Below are 17,165 nucleotides of genomic sequence, written 5' to 3' on the forward strand. Positions count from 1 at the left end.
CACTTAGTAGTTTCAGATATCCGAATTCAACGCGGAAACTTCGATTTCGACATTTAAGCGCTTAATCTCTGCTTCTGTTTGTGCGCGTTGTGATTCTAAAGATCCCAGGGAGCAAGTCGAGGATGACCAGCAAACCGATAACCAACGTCAACGATGTCATCGCGCAGCGATTTTATCACGGCACCCGGGCCGACATGAAAGCGGGAGGGCTGATCGTGCCAGGCTACAGCTCCAACTACCGCAAGCGGAAGCAGGCATCCTGGGTCTATCTCACCGGCACGCTGGACGCGGCCATCTGGGGCGCCGAACTGGCCGCCGGCGACGGCTGGGAAAAGTCTACATCGTGGAGCCGACCGGCCCGATCGAGGACGACGCCAACCTGACGGACAAGAAACTCCCAGGCAATCCGACGCAGTCTTACCGCACCCGCGACCCGCTACGGGTCACGGGTGCGGTCACCGAGTGGCAGGGCCACTCGCTCGAACGCCTGAAGGAAATGAAGGATCATCTCGAACGCCTGGAAGCGGAAGGCATAGAGGCGATCGACTGAGGGCTGGGGAGGCGTCACTCTTCAACATAACTCCCGAAGTTGTTCAGGATCGCCTGCCAGCCGTTGCGCTGCATCTCGATGGAGTTCTGTGTCTCGGCATCGAATATGGTCGTCACCATCGTACCGTTTCCAGCGGCTTCGAAGGTCGTGCGCGCCCTGCGCCCGTCGCTCATGGCCAATGTGATCGCCTTGTACGGCTCGACTTCTTCGTACACCGCCTCGAAATCGAATCCGAAACTGCCGTCCTTGGCTTCCATGCGCGCCTTGTAGGCGCCGCCCACCTTCAGGTCGGCTTCGGCGCTCGGGCAGCACCAGTCGTCGGAAGCGAAGTTCCACCGCGTGATATCAGCGGGCGTCGTGTAGGCCTCCCAGACGCGTTCGATCGGCGCGGCGATGGTGGTGGCTATGGTGATCTGCTGGTCGGTCATCTTGGTTTCCTTGTTGTCGCAGTTGGATCCGATTTCGCCGACGGTTCATTGCGTGATTTCGGGCTCGACAAGTTTGGCAAGCTTGCGCAGCGACTCCTGCCAACCGAGATAACATGCCTCGAGGGGGATCAGATCGGGCACGTTCTCCTGAACCACCGTCATCTCCGTTCCGACTGAAACGGCCCTTAGCGTGACGGTCACCTTCATCTCGCCCGGAAGGTTCGGATCATCGAACACGTCGCTGTAGACGAGCGTCTCGCCGGGAACGAGTTTCAGATAGGTGCCGCCGAAGGAATGGCTTTGCCCGGTCGTGAAGTTTCGGAAGGACATTCTGTGCTTGCCGCCTTCCTTCGCCTCAAGCTCATGGACCGTGCAGGTAAAACCGAAGGGCGGGAGCCAGCTTGCAACCGCGTCAGGTTCCAGAAACGCGCGGTAGACCTTTTCGGGCTTGGTGGCAAAGACCCGATGCAGTTTAACGGTGTTAGGCATGATCATCTCCACTCATTGAGCTCGCCAAGGCGTCGTTGCCTTGGCCGGTCAGTCTGTTACCGCGGCTTCCAGTGCGGCGATGTCGATTTTCTTCATCGTCATCATCGCCTCGAAGGCGCGCTTTGCTTCATTACGATCGGAACTCGTCGTCAGGTCCAGCAGTCGCCTCGGCGTAATCTGCCAGGAGAAACCCCAACGGTCCCTGCACCAGCCGCAGGCGCTCTCGGCGCCTCCATTGCCGACGATCGTGTCCCAGTAACGGTCGGTCTCCTCCTGGTCTTCGGTCACGACCATGAAGCTCACCGATTCATTCGGTTTGAAGTTCGGGCCGCCATTCAGGCCGACAAACCGGCGCCCCAGCACGGTGAATTCGACCGTCAGTTCACTGTCTTCGTGCCCGCCGGGAAAATCGCCAGGAGCCGCGTTCACCCGTTCGACATGGCTTTCGGGAAAGGTGGCGGCATAGAACTCCGCCGCCTTGCTTGCTTCGCCGTGATCGAACCACAGGCACGTAACGAGTTCGGTCATATCCAATCTCCTCGGTTCTTGGGGGGTTATGTGCTTGCGCCGCCTCTGCAACGGAACTTGGGCGAGTTTGGCAGTATCCCGGTCTCCCCTGTTGTCGCGTTGGCAGGACGGACTTCCTTTAGGACGAACAACCGATACGTTTCCCGACACGCGCGATAAAATCGGCGTAAGCACCCGTCCTGCGCCTCCACTAGCCCATAAAGATTGGCGCGCGACTTCCACGTAACCGGATACTAGAAGCGCCCGCTAGATGGTCGTGTGTGCGCCTCTCCAGAGCGGTCGTTCAGCCCGAGTATTCACTGATGCTGTGCATCTGCACAGCCCACCAAATCGCACCTTGGGTATTCATGTCATGTATTCGGGCAAAGCAGCAGCCAACGCATCGACAGCAACGCGAATCTTCAACGGCAAGTACGGCGTCTGCAGCCACAGCGCACAATTGTCGAACACATATCCCGGACGATCCGCCAGTAGCGGGACAAGTGAGCCCGCCTGAATGCGCTCGCGAACCAGCCATGACGGAAGCCAGGCGAGCCCCATGCCCGCGGTTGCGGCGTCAGCGATCGCATCGAGGTCATCGAGACGCAGCCGGTTGGCCGGCGCGACCTCAGCCGGCGGCTGGCCTTGACGGGGAAACAGCCATGAATGGACCCAGCCGGGCCTGCTGTAGACGACGGCATGATGGGAGCCTAGGTCATCCAGGTCCCGTGGTCGACCGTGTTTCTCGAGATAGGATGGCGACGCACAGACGACCATGCGGTGGCGTGCGATGCGGCGTGCCATCACACCGGTCTTGTCCTCCAGCTTGCCGGTCCGGATGGCGAGATCGTAGCCGTCGTCCGCAAGGTCTACGATGCGGTCGTTGAACGACAGATCAAGCTCCAACTCAGGATGACGCTGCGCAAGCTCCAGCAAGATTGGGGCAACGCAGTGCTTGCCCAACAATGCGGGCATGGTGACACGCAGCCTTCCGCGCGGCTTGGAAAGCTGCTCGGCCACAAGCGCGTCCGCTGCCTCGGCTTCAGCCAACACCACGCGGCAGCGTTCGTAGTAGGCACGCCCGAATTCTGTGATGCTTTGGCGGCGAGTTGTCCGGTTGATGAGGCGTACTCCCAGACGCTCTTCAAGATACCGGACGTGCTTCCCGACCATCGGTCCGGAGAGATCAAGCGCAGCGGCGGCGGACGCGAACGAGCCCAGATCGACGGCTTTGACGAACACGGCCATGCTTGTAAGGCGATCCACTATTGGTAACCCCCAGTTTCTTCTGCCCTGCCTGTATGGCTATTTATCCGGCAGATGGTGGCGTGCATAGGTTATTCAGCTCAATCGCTTTGGAGTTATAGCTGATGGCGCGCGTCGTTCGTTTTCACGAGCATGGCGGTCCCGAGGTGCTGCGCATCGAGGAGATCGATGTCGCAGGGCCCGGTCCGGGAGAGCTTCAAATCCGTGTCAGGGCACTAGGCCTCAACCGGGCCGAGACGTTGCTGCGTTCGGGATCGTACATCGAGACCCCGAAATTGCCTTCCGGTCTTGGCCTTGAGGCGGCGGGCACCGTTACAACAGTCGGTGAAGGCGTTGAGGGCTTCACGTCAGGCGACACCGTCAGTCTCATACCGCCAATGTCGATGGTGCGCTGGCCCGCCTATGGTGAGTTTGCCACGTTTCCTGCCGAGCTCGTTGTCAAGCACCCGCCATCGCTCAGCTGGGAAGCAGCGGCAGCCGTTTGGATGCAATACCTCACCGCATTCGGAGCACTGATCGATATTGCCAAACTCCGCAGCGAGGACTTCGTTGTCATTACCGCTGCATCAAGCAGTGTCGGCCTGGCCGCGATCCAGATAGCCAACATCATTGGCGCAACCGTGATCGCGGTCACGCGGACATCTGCCAAGAAGGACGCCTTGCTCAACTCCGGCGCTGCCTATGTCATCGCCTCGGCGGAGGAGGATCTGGAAGCCCGGCTGAAGGAAATAACCGGCCCAAACGGCGTGCGTGTCGTATTGGACCCGATCGGCGGCCCGATATTCGAACCCCTGACAGCCGCGATGTCGCGCGGCGGCATTCTCATCGAATATGGCGGCTTGAGCCCCGAGCCAACACCCTTCCCGCTGTTCGCCGTGCTGAGCAAGACACTCACATTGCGCGGTTACCTCGTGCACGAGATCGTCGGCGATCCGGCGCGGTTGGAAGCCGCCAAGGCATTCATCCTCGATGGGCTGATCTCGGGTTCGCTTCAGCCGGTAATCGCCAGAACCTTTTCGTTCGATGAGATCGTCGAGGCACATCGCTTCCTGGAATCGAACAATCAGTTCGGCAAGATTATCGTGACGGTTTGACCGATCCTGCACTCTCCCGGTTTGCGCGCCGCGGCAAAGGCGGCAGTGTCCGCAAGGCCGACGACGATCACTCGGGTTCAGGACTGAACTTCAACACTCCAGCGGGCTTTCGTTCGCCAAACGCAAGCCACCGAGCCGATCGGCTTGGAACTGGCAGGCGGTCAGCTCAACCAGGTCTCAGCGCGCAAACGCTCGACCGCGAGATCGACGAAGGCGCGCACGCGCGCAGCCGCGCGGCGCCCTTCAACATGGACCACGTGGACCGGGATGGGGGGCGGCTCGTAGTTGGCGAGCACGATCTCGAGCTTGCCGGCGCGGACCTCCTGCTCCACCTGGTAGGCGAGCAACCGGACAATGCCCCGCCCCGCTACAGCCGCGGCGACGGCGACCTCTGCCGAATTGGCAAAGAAGCGCGCCGGCGGCCGCACGATCCTGGTGCGGCCGCCGGCGGTGGGAAAGGCCCATTGTCGCTGAGGGATGGAGAAGGAGAAGTCGATCGCCTCCATGCGCAGGAGGTCGGCCGGCTCTTTCGGCACGCCGTGCTCGGCGAGATAGGAGGGTGCGGCGCAGACGACATGTCGCATGGAGCCGACCTGGATCGCCATGAGCGACGAGTCCGGCAGGTGCGCGATGCGCACAGCGATGTCGAAGCCTTCTTCGACCAGGTCGACGACCCTGTCCACCAGAAGGGTGCGCACGCTGACTTCCGGGTGGCGGGCGAGGAAATCGATCGCGATCGGCGCCACGAACAGGCGGCCAAACATCGAAGGCGCCGTCACCCCGACCTCGCCGCGCAGTTCGGAATGGGCGCCGGTGGCTGAGGCCTCAGCCTCGGCCAACCCTTCCAGGATGCGCCTGCCGTCCGCAAGAAAGCGCGCCCCGGTTTCGGTCAGGCGGACGACCCGCGTGGTGCGACTGAACAGGCGCACGTCGAGATGGTCTTCCAGCGCGGCGACCGCGCGGGTGACCGCGGGCGGCGACATGCCGAGCCGCTTCGCCGCGGGCGCGAAGCCTCCTTCCTCGGCCACGGCGATGAGAACCTGAATGCTCCTGAACCGATCCATCGATTGTTCCGATTATCGAAATTATTTGCTGCACCCTTTTAGTATTAACACAGCGTCTGAAAAGAACGATTCTTGCAACCTCGTCCATCCGATGTTGCTCCAAGGAAGTTCCCATGTCCGCACAAACGAAGCCTGTCCTTCTCCATCGCTACCTGCTCTCGGGCCATTGCCACCGCGTCGAATTGTTTTTGTCGCTGCTCGGCCTGCCCGTCGAGTTCGTCGATGTCGACCTCGCCCAAGGGGCGCACAAGAGGCCTGACTTCCTTGCCCGTAATCCCTTCGGCCAGATTCCGGTGCTGGAGGACGGCGACGTGGTGCTCGCCGACAGCAACGCCATCCTCGTCTATCTCGCGCTTAAATACGACGCCTCGCGCCGCTGGTATCCGGCAGACCCGGTCGCAGCCGCCGCGGTTCAGCGGTGGCTGTCGGTCGCGGCGGGTCAGCTCGCCTACGGCCCTGCCACTGCACGACTCGCCACCGTGTTCAAGCTCCCGCTCGACCACGAGCGGGCGAAAGGCATTGCCAATCAGCTTTTTACGATCCTCGAAGCCCATTTGGCCTCGAGGCAGTTCCTCGTTGGAGAGGAGGCCACCATCGCCGACGTCGCGCTTTATGCCTACACGGCGCGCGCACCGGAAGGCGGCGTGGCGCTTACCCCTTACCCCAAGGTGAGCGCGTGGCTTTCCCGTATCGAGGCACTGCCCCGCTTCGTGCCGATGCACGAGGTACCGGGACCCGTGGTGGCCTAGCAACGCGTTCCAAGTTCGGCCCTTGGAGAGATCCATGTCCTCCCCGCAGACTAACCAGCCGCTTCCCGGATGGGATCGGGACAGCTCGCCCTACCATGTAGGGGAGCAGGCCGTGCAGGCGCGCGCGGGCGCCCGTGAAATGGCCGAGCGCATCGGGCGCAAGGTGATCCGCAGCTTCATGCCCGACCAGCACCGGGAGTTCTTCGCTGAATTGCCCTTCGTCATCCTCGGCAGCCTTGATGCTGCAGGGTTACCCTGGGCCTCGATCCTCGCCAGCCCGCCGGGCTTCGTGCAATCGCCCGATCCGCGCCGGCTGACGGTCGCAGGGCGGCCGCTCTCAGGCGATCCGCTGCGCGCCAACCTCAGGAAGGACGCAGCGGTTGGCGTGCTGGGCATCCAGCCCGAGACGCGTCGCCGCAACCGGGTGAACGGGCGGGTGATCGAGGCGGGCAAGGACAGTTTTACCCTCGCTGTCGATCAGAGCTTCGGCAACTGCCCGCAATATATCCAGGCTCGCGCGCCGCATTTCATCTCCCCTGCTTCCAACGGCGAAGCCAGCAAACCCATCCGCCGGGAGGGTGCGACTCTTTCGGACGAAGCGGCCGAGCTGGTGCGCACGGCCGACACCTTCTTTATCGCCACCGCCTCGCCCGGCGCAGGCGGAGAGAACCCCGTCGAAGGCGCCGACGTGAACCACCGCGGTGGCAAGCCGGGCTTCGTCGACCTGCGACGGGAGGACGGGCGCTCCGTTCTCCTCGCGCCGGACTTCGCCGGCAACTCTGCCTTCTCCACTTTCGGCAACCTGCTGCTCAACCCGAAGGCCGGCCTGCTCTTCGTAGACTTTGCCGCCGGTCATGTGCTGATGCTGACGGGCGAGGCCGAGGTGATCTGGGATGCGCCTGAGGTTCGGGCTTTCCCCGGCGCGGAACGGCTGCTCTCCTTCCGTGTGAGCGAGGGCCTGTTCATGGCGCATGCCCTGCCCATGCGCTGGTCGAACCCCGAGCCTGCACCGCAAATCGCCGCCACCGGCACCTGGGCGGACGTGGCACGCGCGGCCGACGACGCGGCCCAGGCGAATACTTGGCGCCGTTTCGTCGTCACGCGGGTCGAAGAAGAGAACGGGACGGTGCGCTCCTTCCGTCTCGCGCCGCAGGACGGCAACGCCATCGCGCCTCACCTGCCGGGCCAGTTCCTGCCGGTCGCTGTCGAGGTTCCCGGTGAGGCGCAGCCGCTCCGGCGCACCTACACGATCTCCAGCGATGCGAATGGCCGGGAATACAGACTGACGGTGAAGCGCCAGACTCACGCCGGTGCGCGGCCAAGCGTCAGCAATTGGCTGCACGCCCATGCGCGGGCGGGGACGGTCATTCATGCTCTGGCGCCGCGTGGCGACTTCATCCTCGATACGGGCAGCCGCAGACCCATCGTGCTTCTGTCCGCCGGCATCGGCGTAACGCCGATGTTCGCCATGCTCGACCACCTGACCGGCGGCATGGCCGGACGGCCGCGCCAGCCCGACCGTCCGATCTTCTTCATCCATGCTGCGCGGCATGGCGCAGAGCACGTCTTCTCCCGCGCTGTCCGCCTTCTCGCCGAACGCAATGCGAACCTGACTGTGCATGTGCGCTACTCCCGCCCGCGGTCGCAAGATGTTCTTGGGCGAGACCATGACAGCACCGGGCGCGTCGACCGGGCGCTGCTACAGTCGCTCTTGCCGCTCGACGATTATGAGGTCTATCTCTGCGGGCCGGCGGGGTTCATGCAGACGGCCTATGACCTGCTGACCGGCCTCGGCATCGCCGATGAGCGCATCCATGGCGAAGCTTTCGGCCCGGCGCGGCTCCAACGCCGGGCAGCGGTGATGCAGGAGGAACGTCGGGAGCTTTCGCCGGCGGCGGAAGCCGACGTCACCTTCCGTCGGGCGGGCATACGCGTCTCCTGGAAACCGGCAGAGGGCTCTCTGCTCGACCTTGCCGAGGCCGCCGGCATCGAGACCCCCTGGAGCTGCCGAGCCGGCGTCTGCGGCACCTGCACGGCCCGTCTTGTGGAGGGCTCCGTCGCCTACCCCGAGGAACCCACCGCAAGCGGTGGTCCTGATGAAGTCCTGATCTGCTCGGCGGTACCCGCAAGCCGCGAGCTCGTGCTCGATCTTTGAAGAATGTGCTGAAAATAGAGAGGATGCACTTACGTGAAGATCGCCACCATCGGCGCCACCGGCTGACCGGTTCGAAGATCCTGGCAGAGGTACGCGCTCTACCGCGAACATGAGGCCACGGCGATTGCCCGCAACACGGTCACAGACGCCCGTTGGTCACCTGAGTGAGTTGGGAGGACCGTCTCCTGTTGCAGGAGGCTTCGTGTGAGATGGGGACCGGCCGGCTTGAATGCCGGCCGGTCCATTGTTCCTTTGGCTCAGCCCCACTTCATCTCGCCTTTGGCGACCTTGGCGCCGATCTCGAGGGCAACATCCAGACCGGCATCCGGATAGCGCTTCTTCATCGCGGCGATGAGTTCGGCGCTGTCCTCGGCCTTGGCGAACTCCTCTTCATAGGCGACAAGATAGTCGCGCGTGAAGGTGACGCCGGAGAGATCGGTCGGCCAATCCGGCTTCATGTGGCCGGGCACGACGATCTTCGGATTGCGCTCGGCGATGCCGTCCAGAGCGCGGATCCAGGCCGCACGATCCTCCGGGTTGGGGACGTCGGCGATCCAGGGATGCAGACCGCCGTAAACCAGGACGCCGCCAAAAACCGCTTCGAGCGAGGGAACCCAGTGGTAGCGGCGATCATGCATGTCTTCGATGGTGACGATTTCCACCGTCCCGCCATCGACCGCAAGCGATGTCACTTCGGAAGGTTCCGGCATCACGACGTCGTCGACCGACTGCGGACCGTTGTCGCCAAGCTGCGGTCCCCAGGCCTCGATCTTTCCCGCGACATTTTCCTCGATAGCGGCGACCGTGTCGGGCGCTGCAATCACGCGCGCATCCGGAAATGCGGCTTTCACCGGAGCGAGACTGAAATAGTAGTCGGGATCGTTAACGCTGACGTAAACGGTTGTGAGCTTCAGGCCGCTCGCCTTGATCGCGTCGGCGACAGCGCTGCCGTCGGAGAGCGTAAAGCCGCCGTCAATGAGAACCGCCTCGCTGGCACCTTTGAGGAGCACGGGCGCGCGGAAGAAGCCGCTGTCATTGCTCGGGAAATACTCCCACGACAGTGACGATTGTGCCAACGCGGGCAGCGGCGAGACGGCCATGGCGGCACCGGCGGCCAGTGTCGTTTTCATGACTTCTCTTCTCGTAAGCATGGGATCCTCCTGGTTTCGGGGTTGATGTGGAAAAGGAACTCAGTCCAGACGCGTCCAGCTCCCGGTGAGGGTGAGGAACTTGTGGTCCGGAAGCGTGATGGCGGCGTGGACGGTGTCGTTCTCGAAATCCTCGACATGGGCGACGGTGATGCCGTCCGCCTCCTGCCAGGTCACCATGAAAACGCCGGGACGGATGTACGTCGCCTTGTAGATTTCGGTCGTGGCGGCGGCCTCGAAATCCTCGGCGTCGAACGGTGCCCACCGCAATGTCTTGCCATCCGTGTTGAAAGCGACGCGAAAGACGGGGTCGCCATAATCCGCCTTGTAGACATGGCCGGTTGCAGGAAATGCGGTGTCGGTCACGGGTTTTCCTCGTTCGTTGCTGTTGGGCGATGTCACGCGGCGCGCAGACCCGCGATCAAGTCGTCAGCACTGCCGTAGAGCGCGCTCGAATTGACAACGCGGGCGTCATGCCCTTGTCCGGCGATGAGGGTCGGGACTCCGCGGGCGCCGAAACGGCGCATCTCGACCTGGCCGGCATCGATGCGGGCGCTGTTGGCCGAGAGCAGTTCCTCATCGGGTGACGCAAAGCGCTCGGCGGCCTCATCGAGACCCAGTTCGGCCAGGATACTGGCGATGACTGCCGGATCGCCATTGTCGCGTCCCTCGACGTAGCGTGCGCGCTGGATAGCCTTCAGGGCCTCGAATTCGCGTTCGGGCGCGGTCAGACGTACAGCGGTCAGCGCCAACGTGGCGGGGCCGGAATCTATTAGGCCCGTTCGGCTTTCCAGCACGTTCTTGCGATAGACTTCACTGAAGACCTGGCCGGTGAGCTTTGCGATGCGCTGGTCGGCCTCCCACGCATGCGCCGCGAAACCGGCGTTCATCGGGAAAGCGCCAGCACCGGCGAACAACCCGCTCGGAATGGCGGTGACCTCGATATCTTCCTGTTGCATGAGCTTCCCGATCGCGGGCGAGGCGCCGTAGCACCAGCCGCAAAGCGGATCGAAGAGGTAGGTAAGCTGGATCGTTTCGGACATAGGTTTCGGCTCACTCAAGTGACGCGGGATTTTCGGTTTGGCGGCCGGTCAGCGATCGCTGCCGGCCTCGGTTCAGTATCCGACGGTGAAGCGCTGGCGGATGTGCTTGGGGTCTTCGATCTCGTCCACCATGGCGATGGCGTAATCCTCGAAGGAAATGCTCGACCCGTTTTCGCCGGTCAGCAGTTCGTCCTTGCCGAGCCGGAACTTGCCCGTCCGTTCGCCGGGAACGAACATTGCCGAGGGCGACAGGAAGGTCCAGTCGAGGTCGTCGATCGTGCGCAGGTAGGCGAGCGTTTCGGCGCCCCTGGTGGCCTCCTCCTTGTAGGCGGCCGGGAAGTCCGGCTGGTCGAGAAGGCGTTTGCCGGGAGCGACTTCCAGGCTGGCCGCGCCGCCGACAACCAGGTAGCACGTGACGCCGGCCTTGCGCAGCGCGTCGGTAATGATCGAGAAATCGGTGCCGATGAACCGGGTTGAGCTGACGACGGCGTCATGCCCCCGGATCTGCTCGGCCAGAGACGCGCTGTCCTGCGCATCGCCTGCGACGGCCGTCACGCCCGGCAGCGCTCCGATCTTTTCGGGGTTGCGCGCAATGGCCGTAACCCGATGTCCCCGATCGGACAGCTCCTTGAGAATGCGCGAGCCGACATTGCCGGATGCGCCGATAAGCGCGATATGTGCCATATCTATCCCCCGGTTTGAGATTCCGATTAGGTCTATAAACTAGACCTAATCGAGCCACCTATGGTATCGGGATCGCCCTTGCAAGACGTCATCGTCCGGTGATCAGGTCAGCCCGGTGTGACCACGAGCATCATGGAGCGCAGCAGAATGAGCCAAGGTAAACTCGTTTCCATCCCCTTCGTGTTCGAACAACCTTGTCCGATCAGAGATGTTCTCGACAGGATCGGAGACCAATGGAGCCTGCTCATCCTCGAAGTGCTCGAGCATGGAACCATGCGTTTCAGCGAGATTGAGCGAGCGATCCCCGACATCTCCAAACAGATGCTCTCCAAAACGCTGAGGCGCCTGGAGGAGGACGGCTTCGTGCGGCGCACCCTCTATCCGGAAGTTCCGCCGCGCGTCGAGTACGAGCTGACGGACCTCGGCCGCTCCTTCCTGATGCCGATGAAGGGACTCATTGCCTGGGCGAATGAGAACCATCAGGCAATCTGCGAGGCACGTGGCGAATATGGCGTAAAGAACGGAGGCCGGTGAGCGGAACGTCTTGCGGTTCCTCGGCGACGACCGCCGATAGATGGCTCGATTGAGCCCGCCCACGACGTTGGTGCTGCGTGCAGCGGCGGGCAATGAAGCGCCGTGCCGGAGGCTGCTGTCAGTTAAGGCACGTCATGCCCCGCCGCTCACAATCTCGGCCGCAAGCCGGTCCACGAATGCGTCGACCCGGACCGCGCGGACGGCGCGGGGGGCAGCAGCGCCACAATATCGGCATCGGGCAAGGACCCGTCGGGTAGGACCCGGGTTCAGCCCGCCGGTCTGCAAATCCTGACAGACGCTCCACTCGGATCGTTCGACGATGCCAAAGCCATCGAGCGCCCATGCCCGGACCACCTCGCCGTCGTTGCAGACATAGACGGGATGGACGCGCAGGCTCCTCTCGGTGCCGTTCGGGCCGGTCAGCGGCCAAAGCGTTGCGTCGGCCCGGTCCTCGCGGACCACGCCCACCCGATGACCCGCGATATCCCCGGGGCTTATGAACGAAGCGCGGCGTCGACGGCCACTTCGCTTGTCCGTTGCGAGAGGTTACCACGCATAATTGCTCCATCGGAGTAGATGAGATGCCCGTTGCGGAACGTAGCGCGCAACCGGACATAGGGGCGGTTTCGGCGATGACCAGATCGGCTCGCATTCCAAACTTGTTGTGAACAATCATCGCGGGTGGAAACGATGACATAGGCGCCATCTTGAAATGCCGCGCGCTTAAAAGGTCAATATTGCTGCCTCAAAGGCAACATAGCGCCCAAAAAGGCAATCTATCGTAGCAATCGACACCGGTGTCGATTGCTACGCTATTTTGCTCCAAGGCTCTAAGTAACTGCTTGAAAACAAAGCAGACAATTTTCTACGCTGGCAGCTATTTTGCACTTTTTGCCAAGGTGTTTTGCATTCGTCTCGTGTCTGAACGTTCAACGGCTTGGCCGGAGTGGCTAGCGTCACTACGGTTCGGACGGCATGGCGTCTCATCGCCATGCTAGCCACTGAGGTGAACATCCCCATGTAGCCATCTGCGACTGTTACCTTGACAAGGGGTAGTAAGTCGGATCGCTTGAGGTCAAGAGGTTGCCAGTAGCGGAACTGCCAAACGCCGATCGCATCATCGTTGGCAACTCACCCGGCAAGGTCGCGCCCTACCAGGAGATTTTGTCGATCAGCTTCAGTGCTTCGAAATGTTTTCTTGGGGGCCGTTGCACAGATCACGGCGTAGATGCGCGGGCAAAACGGACAGCACCGTCAAGGCTAGGGTACGCTTTCCAAGAATGACGTTGCTCGATAATTCCTGTCGGGCGGTTATTAAGGATTGTCTTCCAACTTTCCCGGCAACGCTACATTGAAAGCTCTTTCGACATCGGCGCGCCGATAGATCCGGGTGACGCGTCGCGGAACCTCCCTGGGATGCAGTCCTTTCGCACCAAGCTTAATGGCAAGAGGCCCGGTTGGTATTCCGAAGACATCACTCAATTCCGTGATGGTTATGTACGTTTGGCGGAACTGCTGAAGTTCAGTTAGATTCACGTATTTTCGAAAATACCGTGTGATCGGATGCTGAACCCTGTAAACGCGGAGTTCGCCGCACCTTGCGAGATGGCCGATTGTTTGGATGCTTGACTTCAGGATCCTAGCTGCCGCTTCCATCCTAGGGTCGGGCACTTCTGTCACCTCAGGTAGGCCAAATTGCGCCTAACGTTCCCTGGATCCAGCAGCAGCGCACCTAGCCCGACTTTCGTCGGATCTCAGCCGCCCCCTGATCAGGATGACATCCGGCAGGGCGGCGATCACATGATTGGGCCTTGGGCTCGGAAATCCGAATACACCGTTGACCATGCGCGTCCGCGAGCCATCTCCCCCGGCGCGCCAACGATCGAAGCGCCGGTCGCTCCTGTCCGAGGCCCAATCGGGGTCGATGCCGTTGGCCCGCAGCAGGTCGTAGAACGGGACGCGCTCTGCATGCGATTCGGACACCAGCGTGTGAGCTGCCCCTCCTGGCAGGACCAGGAGATCGCCGGCCAGCAGCTCGACCGTGCCCTTTCCTTCCATTTTGAGCAGGGCACGCCCTTCGGTAACGATGTGGAACGGCGCGCCGTTCACCTTGCTCTAGTCGAAGCCCCACGGCGCGTAGAGGTCTGCGAAGCTGAGCACGACGCTTTCGAGCCTGAGATCGCGCAATATCGCACTGAGAAGGTCCATGCGTCCGAGTTTCCGGAAGAGTTCGATATGGCCCGTGCCACTTGGCTATCGGAACGTCCCGAAGGTCCGCAACCGCTACCTCCGGCGTCGTCGCAGGCAAGGTCTGCTAACGGGATGTGGCAAAGCTGGCCTCTACGACCGAAATGGAGGCGCATTGCCGCCCGGCAGCCATGGGTGGTCAGTCGGTAGTGTCTCTGATCGCACTTCTGCTAAAGCTGGGAAGCAAGTCGCCCGCGATGTCACCAACTGCGGAAAGTGTAAGGGCGCAATGGGCTGATGGGCCTCTCGCTCATCGGGCCTCTTGTCATGAATGAGGAGCGCTAGGATGAGCACCGACCGGGATACTGTGCGGTCCTATGATACGGTCGCGGCGGAGTACGCTGCCGAGGCTGCGGCGATGCCCGAATGGGTCGCGACAGAGATCGATGCGTTCGTGACCGAGCTGGGTGGCTCGGGCAGGGTGCTGGAGATCGGAAGCGGTGGCGGGCGAGATGCACTTGAGCTTGAGAAGCGGGGGATTAGCGTCCGGCGCACCGACATTTCGAAGGGTTTCGTCGAACTGCTTCGCGAGAGTGGCTTCGAGGCCGACCTGTTGGACCCGCTGACCGAAGACTTGGCCGACCCGCAGCGTCCCGGCACGCCGTACGACGGGATCTGGGCCTGTGCCTGCCTGATTCACGTCGCGCGCGAGGATTTCGGCACGGTGCTTCGACGGCTTGCCGAGGCGACCCGTGCCGGTGGCCGACTGCACGCCTCGGTTAGAGAGGGCGATGGCGAGGATGTGTCCACACACGGCAGCGCTGCAGCGCCTCGGCGCTACGTCGAGACGTACTGGCGCGAGTCTGCCCTGCGGTCCGCACTCACAGACACCGGCTGGATCGTCAGCGAAGTACGCCGGTGCATCGGAAAGCCCAATGACCGGTGGCTGAGCGTTCGGGCGAGTCGGGCGTGACGCACACAGACCTTGCGGAGAGGGTCAGCATTCGGGATGCTTCCATGTTTTGCTACATCGAGACTCGCCGCGATCGAGGACGACGAACCAACCCTGGGCAGATCTGTCGGGCCGGCCGGACCTCGCCACTGCCACTTCCCTTCGTGTTCCAATCGTGGCTCCGCTTCACGCTTTGCCCGTTCCGACAGCAGGTCGTGGGCGGCCCGCCTGACTCGCAAATTTCGTCTCATTGATTCACCTCTTCAGTCCACGTTCAAAGATGAACTGACGGATCAGAAACGCTATCCGTTCGCCAACGCATCGTTCGACCGCCGCAGCATACCTCGCGCGATTTCTTTGGCTTCTCGCATAGGTTGGTTCGTACGCTCGTGCAACGCGGTCACCGTCGCGCCGTCGATGAGCAGGACCAGTTGCGGGGCGAGCGTTTCGGCATCGCGGTAACCTGCGGCGACTAGACATTTTCCGAGGAATTCCGCCACGGCGCGCTTATGTTCTTTGGCGATCCGGAATACCGGACTGGCGGGGTCGGCGATCTCGGCCATTGCGTTGATGAATGCGCAACCGCGATAACCCGACCAGTCCGACCGTTCCGCGAGCGCATCGAAGACGGCCAGCGGATCCCCGCCGAGATCGCGGACGCGCGTTTCCAGCCACTCGCGGTACGCCCTATCGTGGCCGCGCAGCATGGTGACGACCAGATCATCCTTGCTGGCGAAGTGCCGGTAGAAAGAGGCGCGACCAACGCCCGAGACGGATAGAAGCCGCTCCAGACCCACGGCCTGAATGCCTTCCGCATAGAACAACTTCTCGGCAGTTTCGATCAAACGTTCACGTGCGCGTGTCGGCATCTACAGCGTCCTTGACAGATACGGAACCAATCAGTACCGAATGCATGAACGGAACTGATCGGTTCCAACTTATGAGATGCAAAGCGGCCCGTCCAGCCTTGGAGCGAGCGGGGGCAAGGAGCTGTCATGGATATGCGAGCCAAACCAGAAAATCTGACAGACGTTGACCCCCCTGGGCTCGGGCGAGTCACAGTCCTGGCCTTGGGCGTCTTCGCCGTGGGCACGGGCGAATTCGTCCTGGCTGGTCTGTTGCCCCTGCTGATGGAGTCGTTCGCTATCTCTGCGGCGAAGGCCGGCCAGATCATCACGGTTTTTGCCATGACCTGCGCGATTGCTGCGCCTTTGCTCACCACGCTGACGGCCTCCTGGCCGCGCCGGACGGTGCTCGTCGTAGCGACGGTGACCTATCTGATCGGTTCGGCTGGCACTGCCCTGGCATCCACCTATGCGCAGGTGCTGCTGGCGCAGATGGTAGCTGCGGTCGGCGTGGGGATGTTCATCCCCAATGCTTCCGTTACGGCGGCAGCACTCGTGCCGCAGAAGTTTCAGGGCCGTGCCATCGCCATCGTCGTTACCGGCTTCACCGCAGCTGTGTCGCTCGGCGCGCCGTTCGGCACTGCACTTGGCGGATTTGCCGGCTGGCGTACAACGATGTGGTTCACGGCCGCGCTCGCCCTCCCAGGGCTTTTCGGCGTGCTCGCCCTGGTGCCGAGGCACGTGCCGATCGAGACGCCCGAAACGCTGGCGGAACGGCTAGGCCCGCTTGCGAACCGGCGAGTGCTGGCGGTGATGGCGACGACGCTTATTGGCTTCACGGCGGTCTTCATTCCCTATACCTATGTCGGCGTCATCTTCGCTCCGGCAACGGCAGGAAGCAGTGTCGCACTGGCCGTCCTAATGTTCACGCTGGGCGTCGTCGGTACGATCGGGAACTTCGGCGCAGGCTTTCTCGCCGACAGGATCGGCGGCGCGCGGGTGGTTGCCATCGCTTTGGTCTGGCTCGCCGTCAGCACTGTCATCCTGCCATGGACGACGACACAGTACGGCGCTGCCGTCGCGACGATCGCCTTCTATGCACTGGCCGCCTTTGCCATTACTACACCGCAACAGCACCGGCTGATGTCGCTCAGGCCCGATGCCGCCGCCGTATTGATCTCGCTCAACCAGGCGATTCTCTACCTCGCCATCGCCATGTCGGGCGTGGTGGGCGCTGTCGGAATCCAGTGGGTCGGCGCACAGTATGTCAGCCTGATCGCCGCAACCCTGGCTATCATTGCCCTTGCTGTTTCACATCTGGCAGGACAAAAAGCATAAGTGGCTAATATCTCGACCTCCAGTGCCGTGTAGCCCGATACGCTTTGGAGATCGGCCTCGACGCTTACGTTAGGCCATATCTCGCCGATGATCCGCTGCACCATGGCTACACAACTGTCGCCGATTACCGCA

General features: G+C 62.2%; 18 protein-coding genes and 1 pseudogene. 7 read left to right on the forward strand and 12 right to left on the reverse strand.

Features of this window, described 5'->3' with window-relative positions:
- Positions 1-137: 137 nt before the first annotated feature.
- A pseudogene (arr, locus tag SIN08_RS22120) lies at positions 138-550 on the forward strand (NAD(+)--rifampin ADP-ribosyltransferase).
- A gap of 14 nt (positions 551-564) precedes the next feature.
- On the opposite strand, the gene SIN08_RS22125 reads toward arr, so the two are convergent.
- The 4 genes from SIN08_RS22125 to SIN08_RS22140 form a co-directional block, all read right to left on the reverse strand.
- Positions 565-978 carry an SRPBCC family protein gene (locus SIN08_RS22125; RefSeq protein ID WP_322453786.1) on the reverse strand — a complete coding sequence of 138 codons (414 nt, stop codon included), beginning with the start codon at positions 976-978 and terminating at the stop codon, positions 565-567.
- Positions 979-1,023: 45 nt separating this feature from the next.
- Positions 1,024-1,467 carry an SRPBCC family protein gene (locus SIN08_RS22130; protein WP_322453787.1) on the reverse strand — a complete coding sequence of 148 codons (444 nt, stop codon included), beginning with the start codon at positions 1,465-1,467 and terminating at the stop codon, positions 1,024-1,026.
- Between the two features lie 48 nt (positions 1,468-1,515).
- On the reverse strand, positions 1,516-1,995 hold the full coding sequence (locus SIN08_RS22135; RefSeq protein ID WP_322453788.1) for a VOC family protein: 480 nt from the start codon (positions 1,993-1,995) through the stop codon (positions 1,516-1,518).
- 345 nt (positions 1,996-2,340) lie between these two features.
- Entirely contained in the window at positions 2,341-3,240 is a 900-nt protein-coding gene (locus SIN08_RS22140) for a LysR family transcriptional regulator (protein ID WP_322453789.1), read from the reverse strand.
- Between the two features lie 104 nt (positions 3,241-3,344).
- On the opposite strand from SIN08_RS22140, the gene SIN08_RS22145 reads away from it, so the two are divergent.
- Entirely contained in the window at positions 3,345-4,334 is a 990-nt protein-coding gene (locus SIN08_RS22145; RefSeq protein WP_322453790.1) for a zinc-dependent alcohol dehydrogenase family protein, read from the forward strand.
- 161 nt (positions 4,335-4,495) lie between these two features.
- Here SIN08_RS22145 and SIN08_RS22150 read toward each other — a convergent pair whose 3' ends face one another.
- Positions 4,496-5,398 (reverse strand): LysR family transcriptional regulator, encoded by a 903-nt coding sequence (locus SIN08_RS22150; protein ID WP_322453791.1) that lies wholly within the window; start codon positions 5,396-5,398, stop codon positions 4,496-4,498.
- Positions 5,399-5,511: 113 nt separating this feature from the next.
- On the opposite strand from SIN08_RS22150, the gene SIN08_RS22155 reads away from it, so the two are divergent.
- Together SIN08_RS22155 and SIN08_RS22160 are read left to right on the forward strand one after the other, a co-directional pair.
- Positions 5,512-6,147: a glutathione S-transferase gene (locus SIN08_RS22155; protein ID WP_322453792.1), complete on the forward strand. Its 636-nt coding sequence runs from the start codon at positions 5,512-5,514 to the stop codon at positions 6,145-6,147.
- A gap of 34 nt (positions 6,148-6,181) precedes the next feature.
- A complete protein-coding gene (locus SIN08_RS22160; RefSeq protein ID WP_322453793.1) occupies positions 6,182-8,302 on the forward strand; it encodes a pyridoxamine 5'-phosphate oxidase family protein in 2,121 nt (706 codons plus the stop codon).
- A 257-nt stretch (positions 8,303-8,559) separates the two neighbouring features.
- Here the strand turns inward: SIN08_RS22160 and SIN08_RS22165 are convergent, their stop codons facing one another.
- The 4 genes from SIN08_RS22165 to SIN08_RS22180 form a co-directional block, all read right to left on the reverse strand.
- Positions 8,560-9,453 (reverse strand): MBL fold metallo-hydrolase, encoded by an 894-nt coding sequence (locus SIN08_RS22165; protein WP_322453794.1) that lies wholly within the window; start codon positions 9,451-9,453, stop codon positions 8,560-8,562.
- Positions 9,454-9,492: 39 nt separating this feature from the next.
- Complete coding sequence (locus SIN08_RS22170; protein WP_322453795.1) at positions 9,493-9,816, reverse strand: MoaF-related domain-containing protein; 324 nt, start codon at positions 9,814-9,816, stop codon at positions 9,493-9,495.
- Positions 9,817-9,848: 32 nt separating this feature from the next.
- Positions 9,849-10,493, reverse strand: a complete 645-nt coding sequence (locus tag SIN08_RS22175; protein WP_322453796.1) for a DsbA family protein — start codon at positions 10,491-10,493, stop codon at positions 9,849-9,851.
- A gap of 72 nt (positions 10,494-10,565) precedes the next feature.
- The gene (locus tag SIN08_RS22180) at positions 10,566-11,177 is read right to left on the reverse strand and encodes an NAD(P)-dependent oxidoreductase (protein ID WP_322453797.1); all 612 of its coding nucleotides are present in this window, start codon (positions 11,175-11,177) and stop codon (positions 10,566-10,568) included.
- Positions 11,178-11,324: 147 nt separating this feature from the next.
- On the opposite strand from SIN08_RS22180, the gene SIN08_RS22185 reads away from it, so the two are divergent.
- Entirely contained in the window at positions 11,325-11,711 is a 387-nt protein-coding gene (locus tag SIN08_RS22185) for a helix-turn-helix domain-containing protein (RefSeq protein WP_322453798.1), read from the forward strand.
- 132 nt (positions 11,712-11,843) lie between these two features.
- On the opposite strand, the gene SIN08_RS22190 is transcribed toward SIN08_RS22185, so the two are convergent.
- On the reverse strand, positions 11,844-12,209 hold the full coding sequence (locus tag SIN08_RS22190; protein ID WP_416208119.1) for a hypothetical protein: 366 nt from the start codon (positions 12,207-12,209) through the stop codon (positions 11,844-11,846).
- A gap of 1,203 nt (positions 12,210-13,412) precedes the next feature.
- Positions 13,413-13,820 (reverse strand): cupin domain-containing protein, encoded by a 408-nt coding sequence (locus tag SIN08_RS22195; RefSeq protein ID WP_322453800.1) that lies wholly within the window; start codon positions 13,818-13,820, stop codon positions 13,413-13,415.
- Between the two features lie 424 nt (positions 13,821-14,244).
- Here SIN08_RS22195 and SIN08_RS22200 point away from each other — a divergent pair, with 424 nt between their 5' ends.
- On the forward strand, positions 14,245-14,871 hold the full coding sequence (locus SIN08_RS22200) for a class I SAM-dependent methyltransferase (protein ID WP_322453801.1): 627 nt from the start codon (positions 14,245-14,247) through the stop codon (positions 14,869-14,871).
- 281 nt (positions 14,872-15,152) lie between these two features.
- On the opposite strand, the gene SIN08_RS22205 is transcribed toward SIN08_RS22200, so the two are convergent.
- On the reverse strand, positions 15,153-15,719 hold the full coding sequence (locus tag SIN08_RS22205) for a TetR/AcrR family transcriptional regulator (RefSeq protein WP_322453802.1): 567 nt from the start codon (positions 15,717-15,719) through the stop codon (positions 15,153-15,155).
- A 126-nt stretch (positions 15,720-15,845) separates the two neighbouring features.
- Between SIN08_RS22205 and SIN08_RS22210 the strand changes: the two genes are divergently transcribed.
- Positions 15,846-17,033: an MFS transporter gene (locus SIN08_RS22210; RefSeq protein ID WP_322449400.1), complete on the forward strand. Its 1,188-nt coding sequence runs from the start codon at positions 15,846-15,848 to the stop codon at positions 17,031-17,033.
- Positions 17,034-17,165 lie beyond the last annotated feature (132 nt).

This window comes from Chelativorans sp. M5D2P16 (assembly GCF_034427935.1).
Taxonomy (GTDB): Bacteria; Pseudomonadota; Alphaproteobacteria; order Rhizobiales; family Rhizobiaceae; genus Chelativorans.

Excerpts from the sequence above, each read along its gene's own strand:
- SIN08_RS22125 (WP_322453786.1), bottom strand. The coding sequence starts at position 978 with ATGACCGACCAGCAGATCACCATAGCCACCACCATCGCCGCGCCGATC.
- SIN08_RS22130 (WP_322453787.1), bottom strand. The coding sequence starts at position 1,467 with ATGCCTAACACCGTTAAACTGCATCGGGTCTTTGCCACCAAGCCCGAA.
- SIN08_RS22135 (WP_322453788.1), bottom strand. The coding sequence starts at position 1,995 with ATGACCGAACTCGTTACGTGCCTGTGGTTCGATCACGGCGAAGCAAGC.
- SIN08_RS22145 (WP_322453790.1), top strand. The coding sequence starts at position 3,345 with ATGGCGCGCGTCGTTCGTTTTCACGAGCATGGCGGTCCCGAGGTGCTG.
- SIN08_RS22150 (WP_322453791.1), bottom strand. The coding sequence starts at position 5,398 with ATGGATCGGTTCAGGAGCATTCAGGTTCTCATCGCCGTGGCCGAGGAA.
- SIN08_RS22155 (WP_322453792.1), top strand. The coding sequence starts at position 5,512 with ATGTCCGCACAAACGAAGCCTGTCCTTCTCCATCGCTACCTGCTCTCG.
- SIN08_RS22160 (WP_322453793.1), top strand. The coding sequence starts at position 6,182 with ATGTCCTCCCCGCAGACTAACCAGCCGCTTCCCGGATGGGATCGGGAC.
- SIN08_RS22165 (WP_322453794.1), bottom strand. The coding sequence starts at position 9,453 with ATGCTTACGAGAAGAGAAGTCATGAAAACGACACTGGCCGCCGGTGCC.
- SIN08_RS22175 (WP_322453796.1), bottom strand. The coding sequence starts at position 10,493 with ATGTCCGAAACGATCCAGCTTACCTACCTCTTCGATCCGCTTTGCGGC.
- SIN08_RS22180 (WP_322453797.1), bottom strand. The coding sequence starts at position 11,177 with ATGGCACATATCGCGCTTATCGGCGCATCCGGCAATGTCGGCTCGCGC.
- SIN08_RS22185 (WP_322453798.1), top strand. The coding sequence starts at position 11,325 with ATGAGCCAAGGTAAACTCGTTTCCATCCCCTTCGTGTTCGAACAACCT.
- SIN08_RS22200 (WP_322453801.1), top strand. The coding sequence starts at position 14,245 with ATGAGCACCGACCGGGATACTGTGCGGTCCTATGATACGGTCGCGGCG.
- SIN08_RS22205 (WP_322453802.1), bottom strand. The coding sequence starts at position 15,719 with ATGCCGACACGCGCACGTGAACGTTTGATCGAAACTGCCGAGAAGTTG.
- SIN08_RS22210 (WP_322449400.1), top strand. The coding sequence starts at position 15,846 with ATGGATATGCGAGCCAAACCAGAAAATCTGACAGACGTTGACCCCCCT.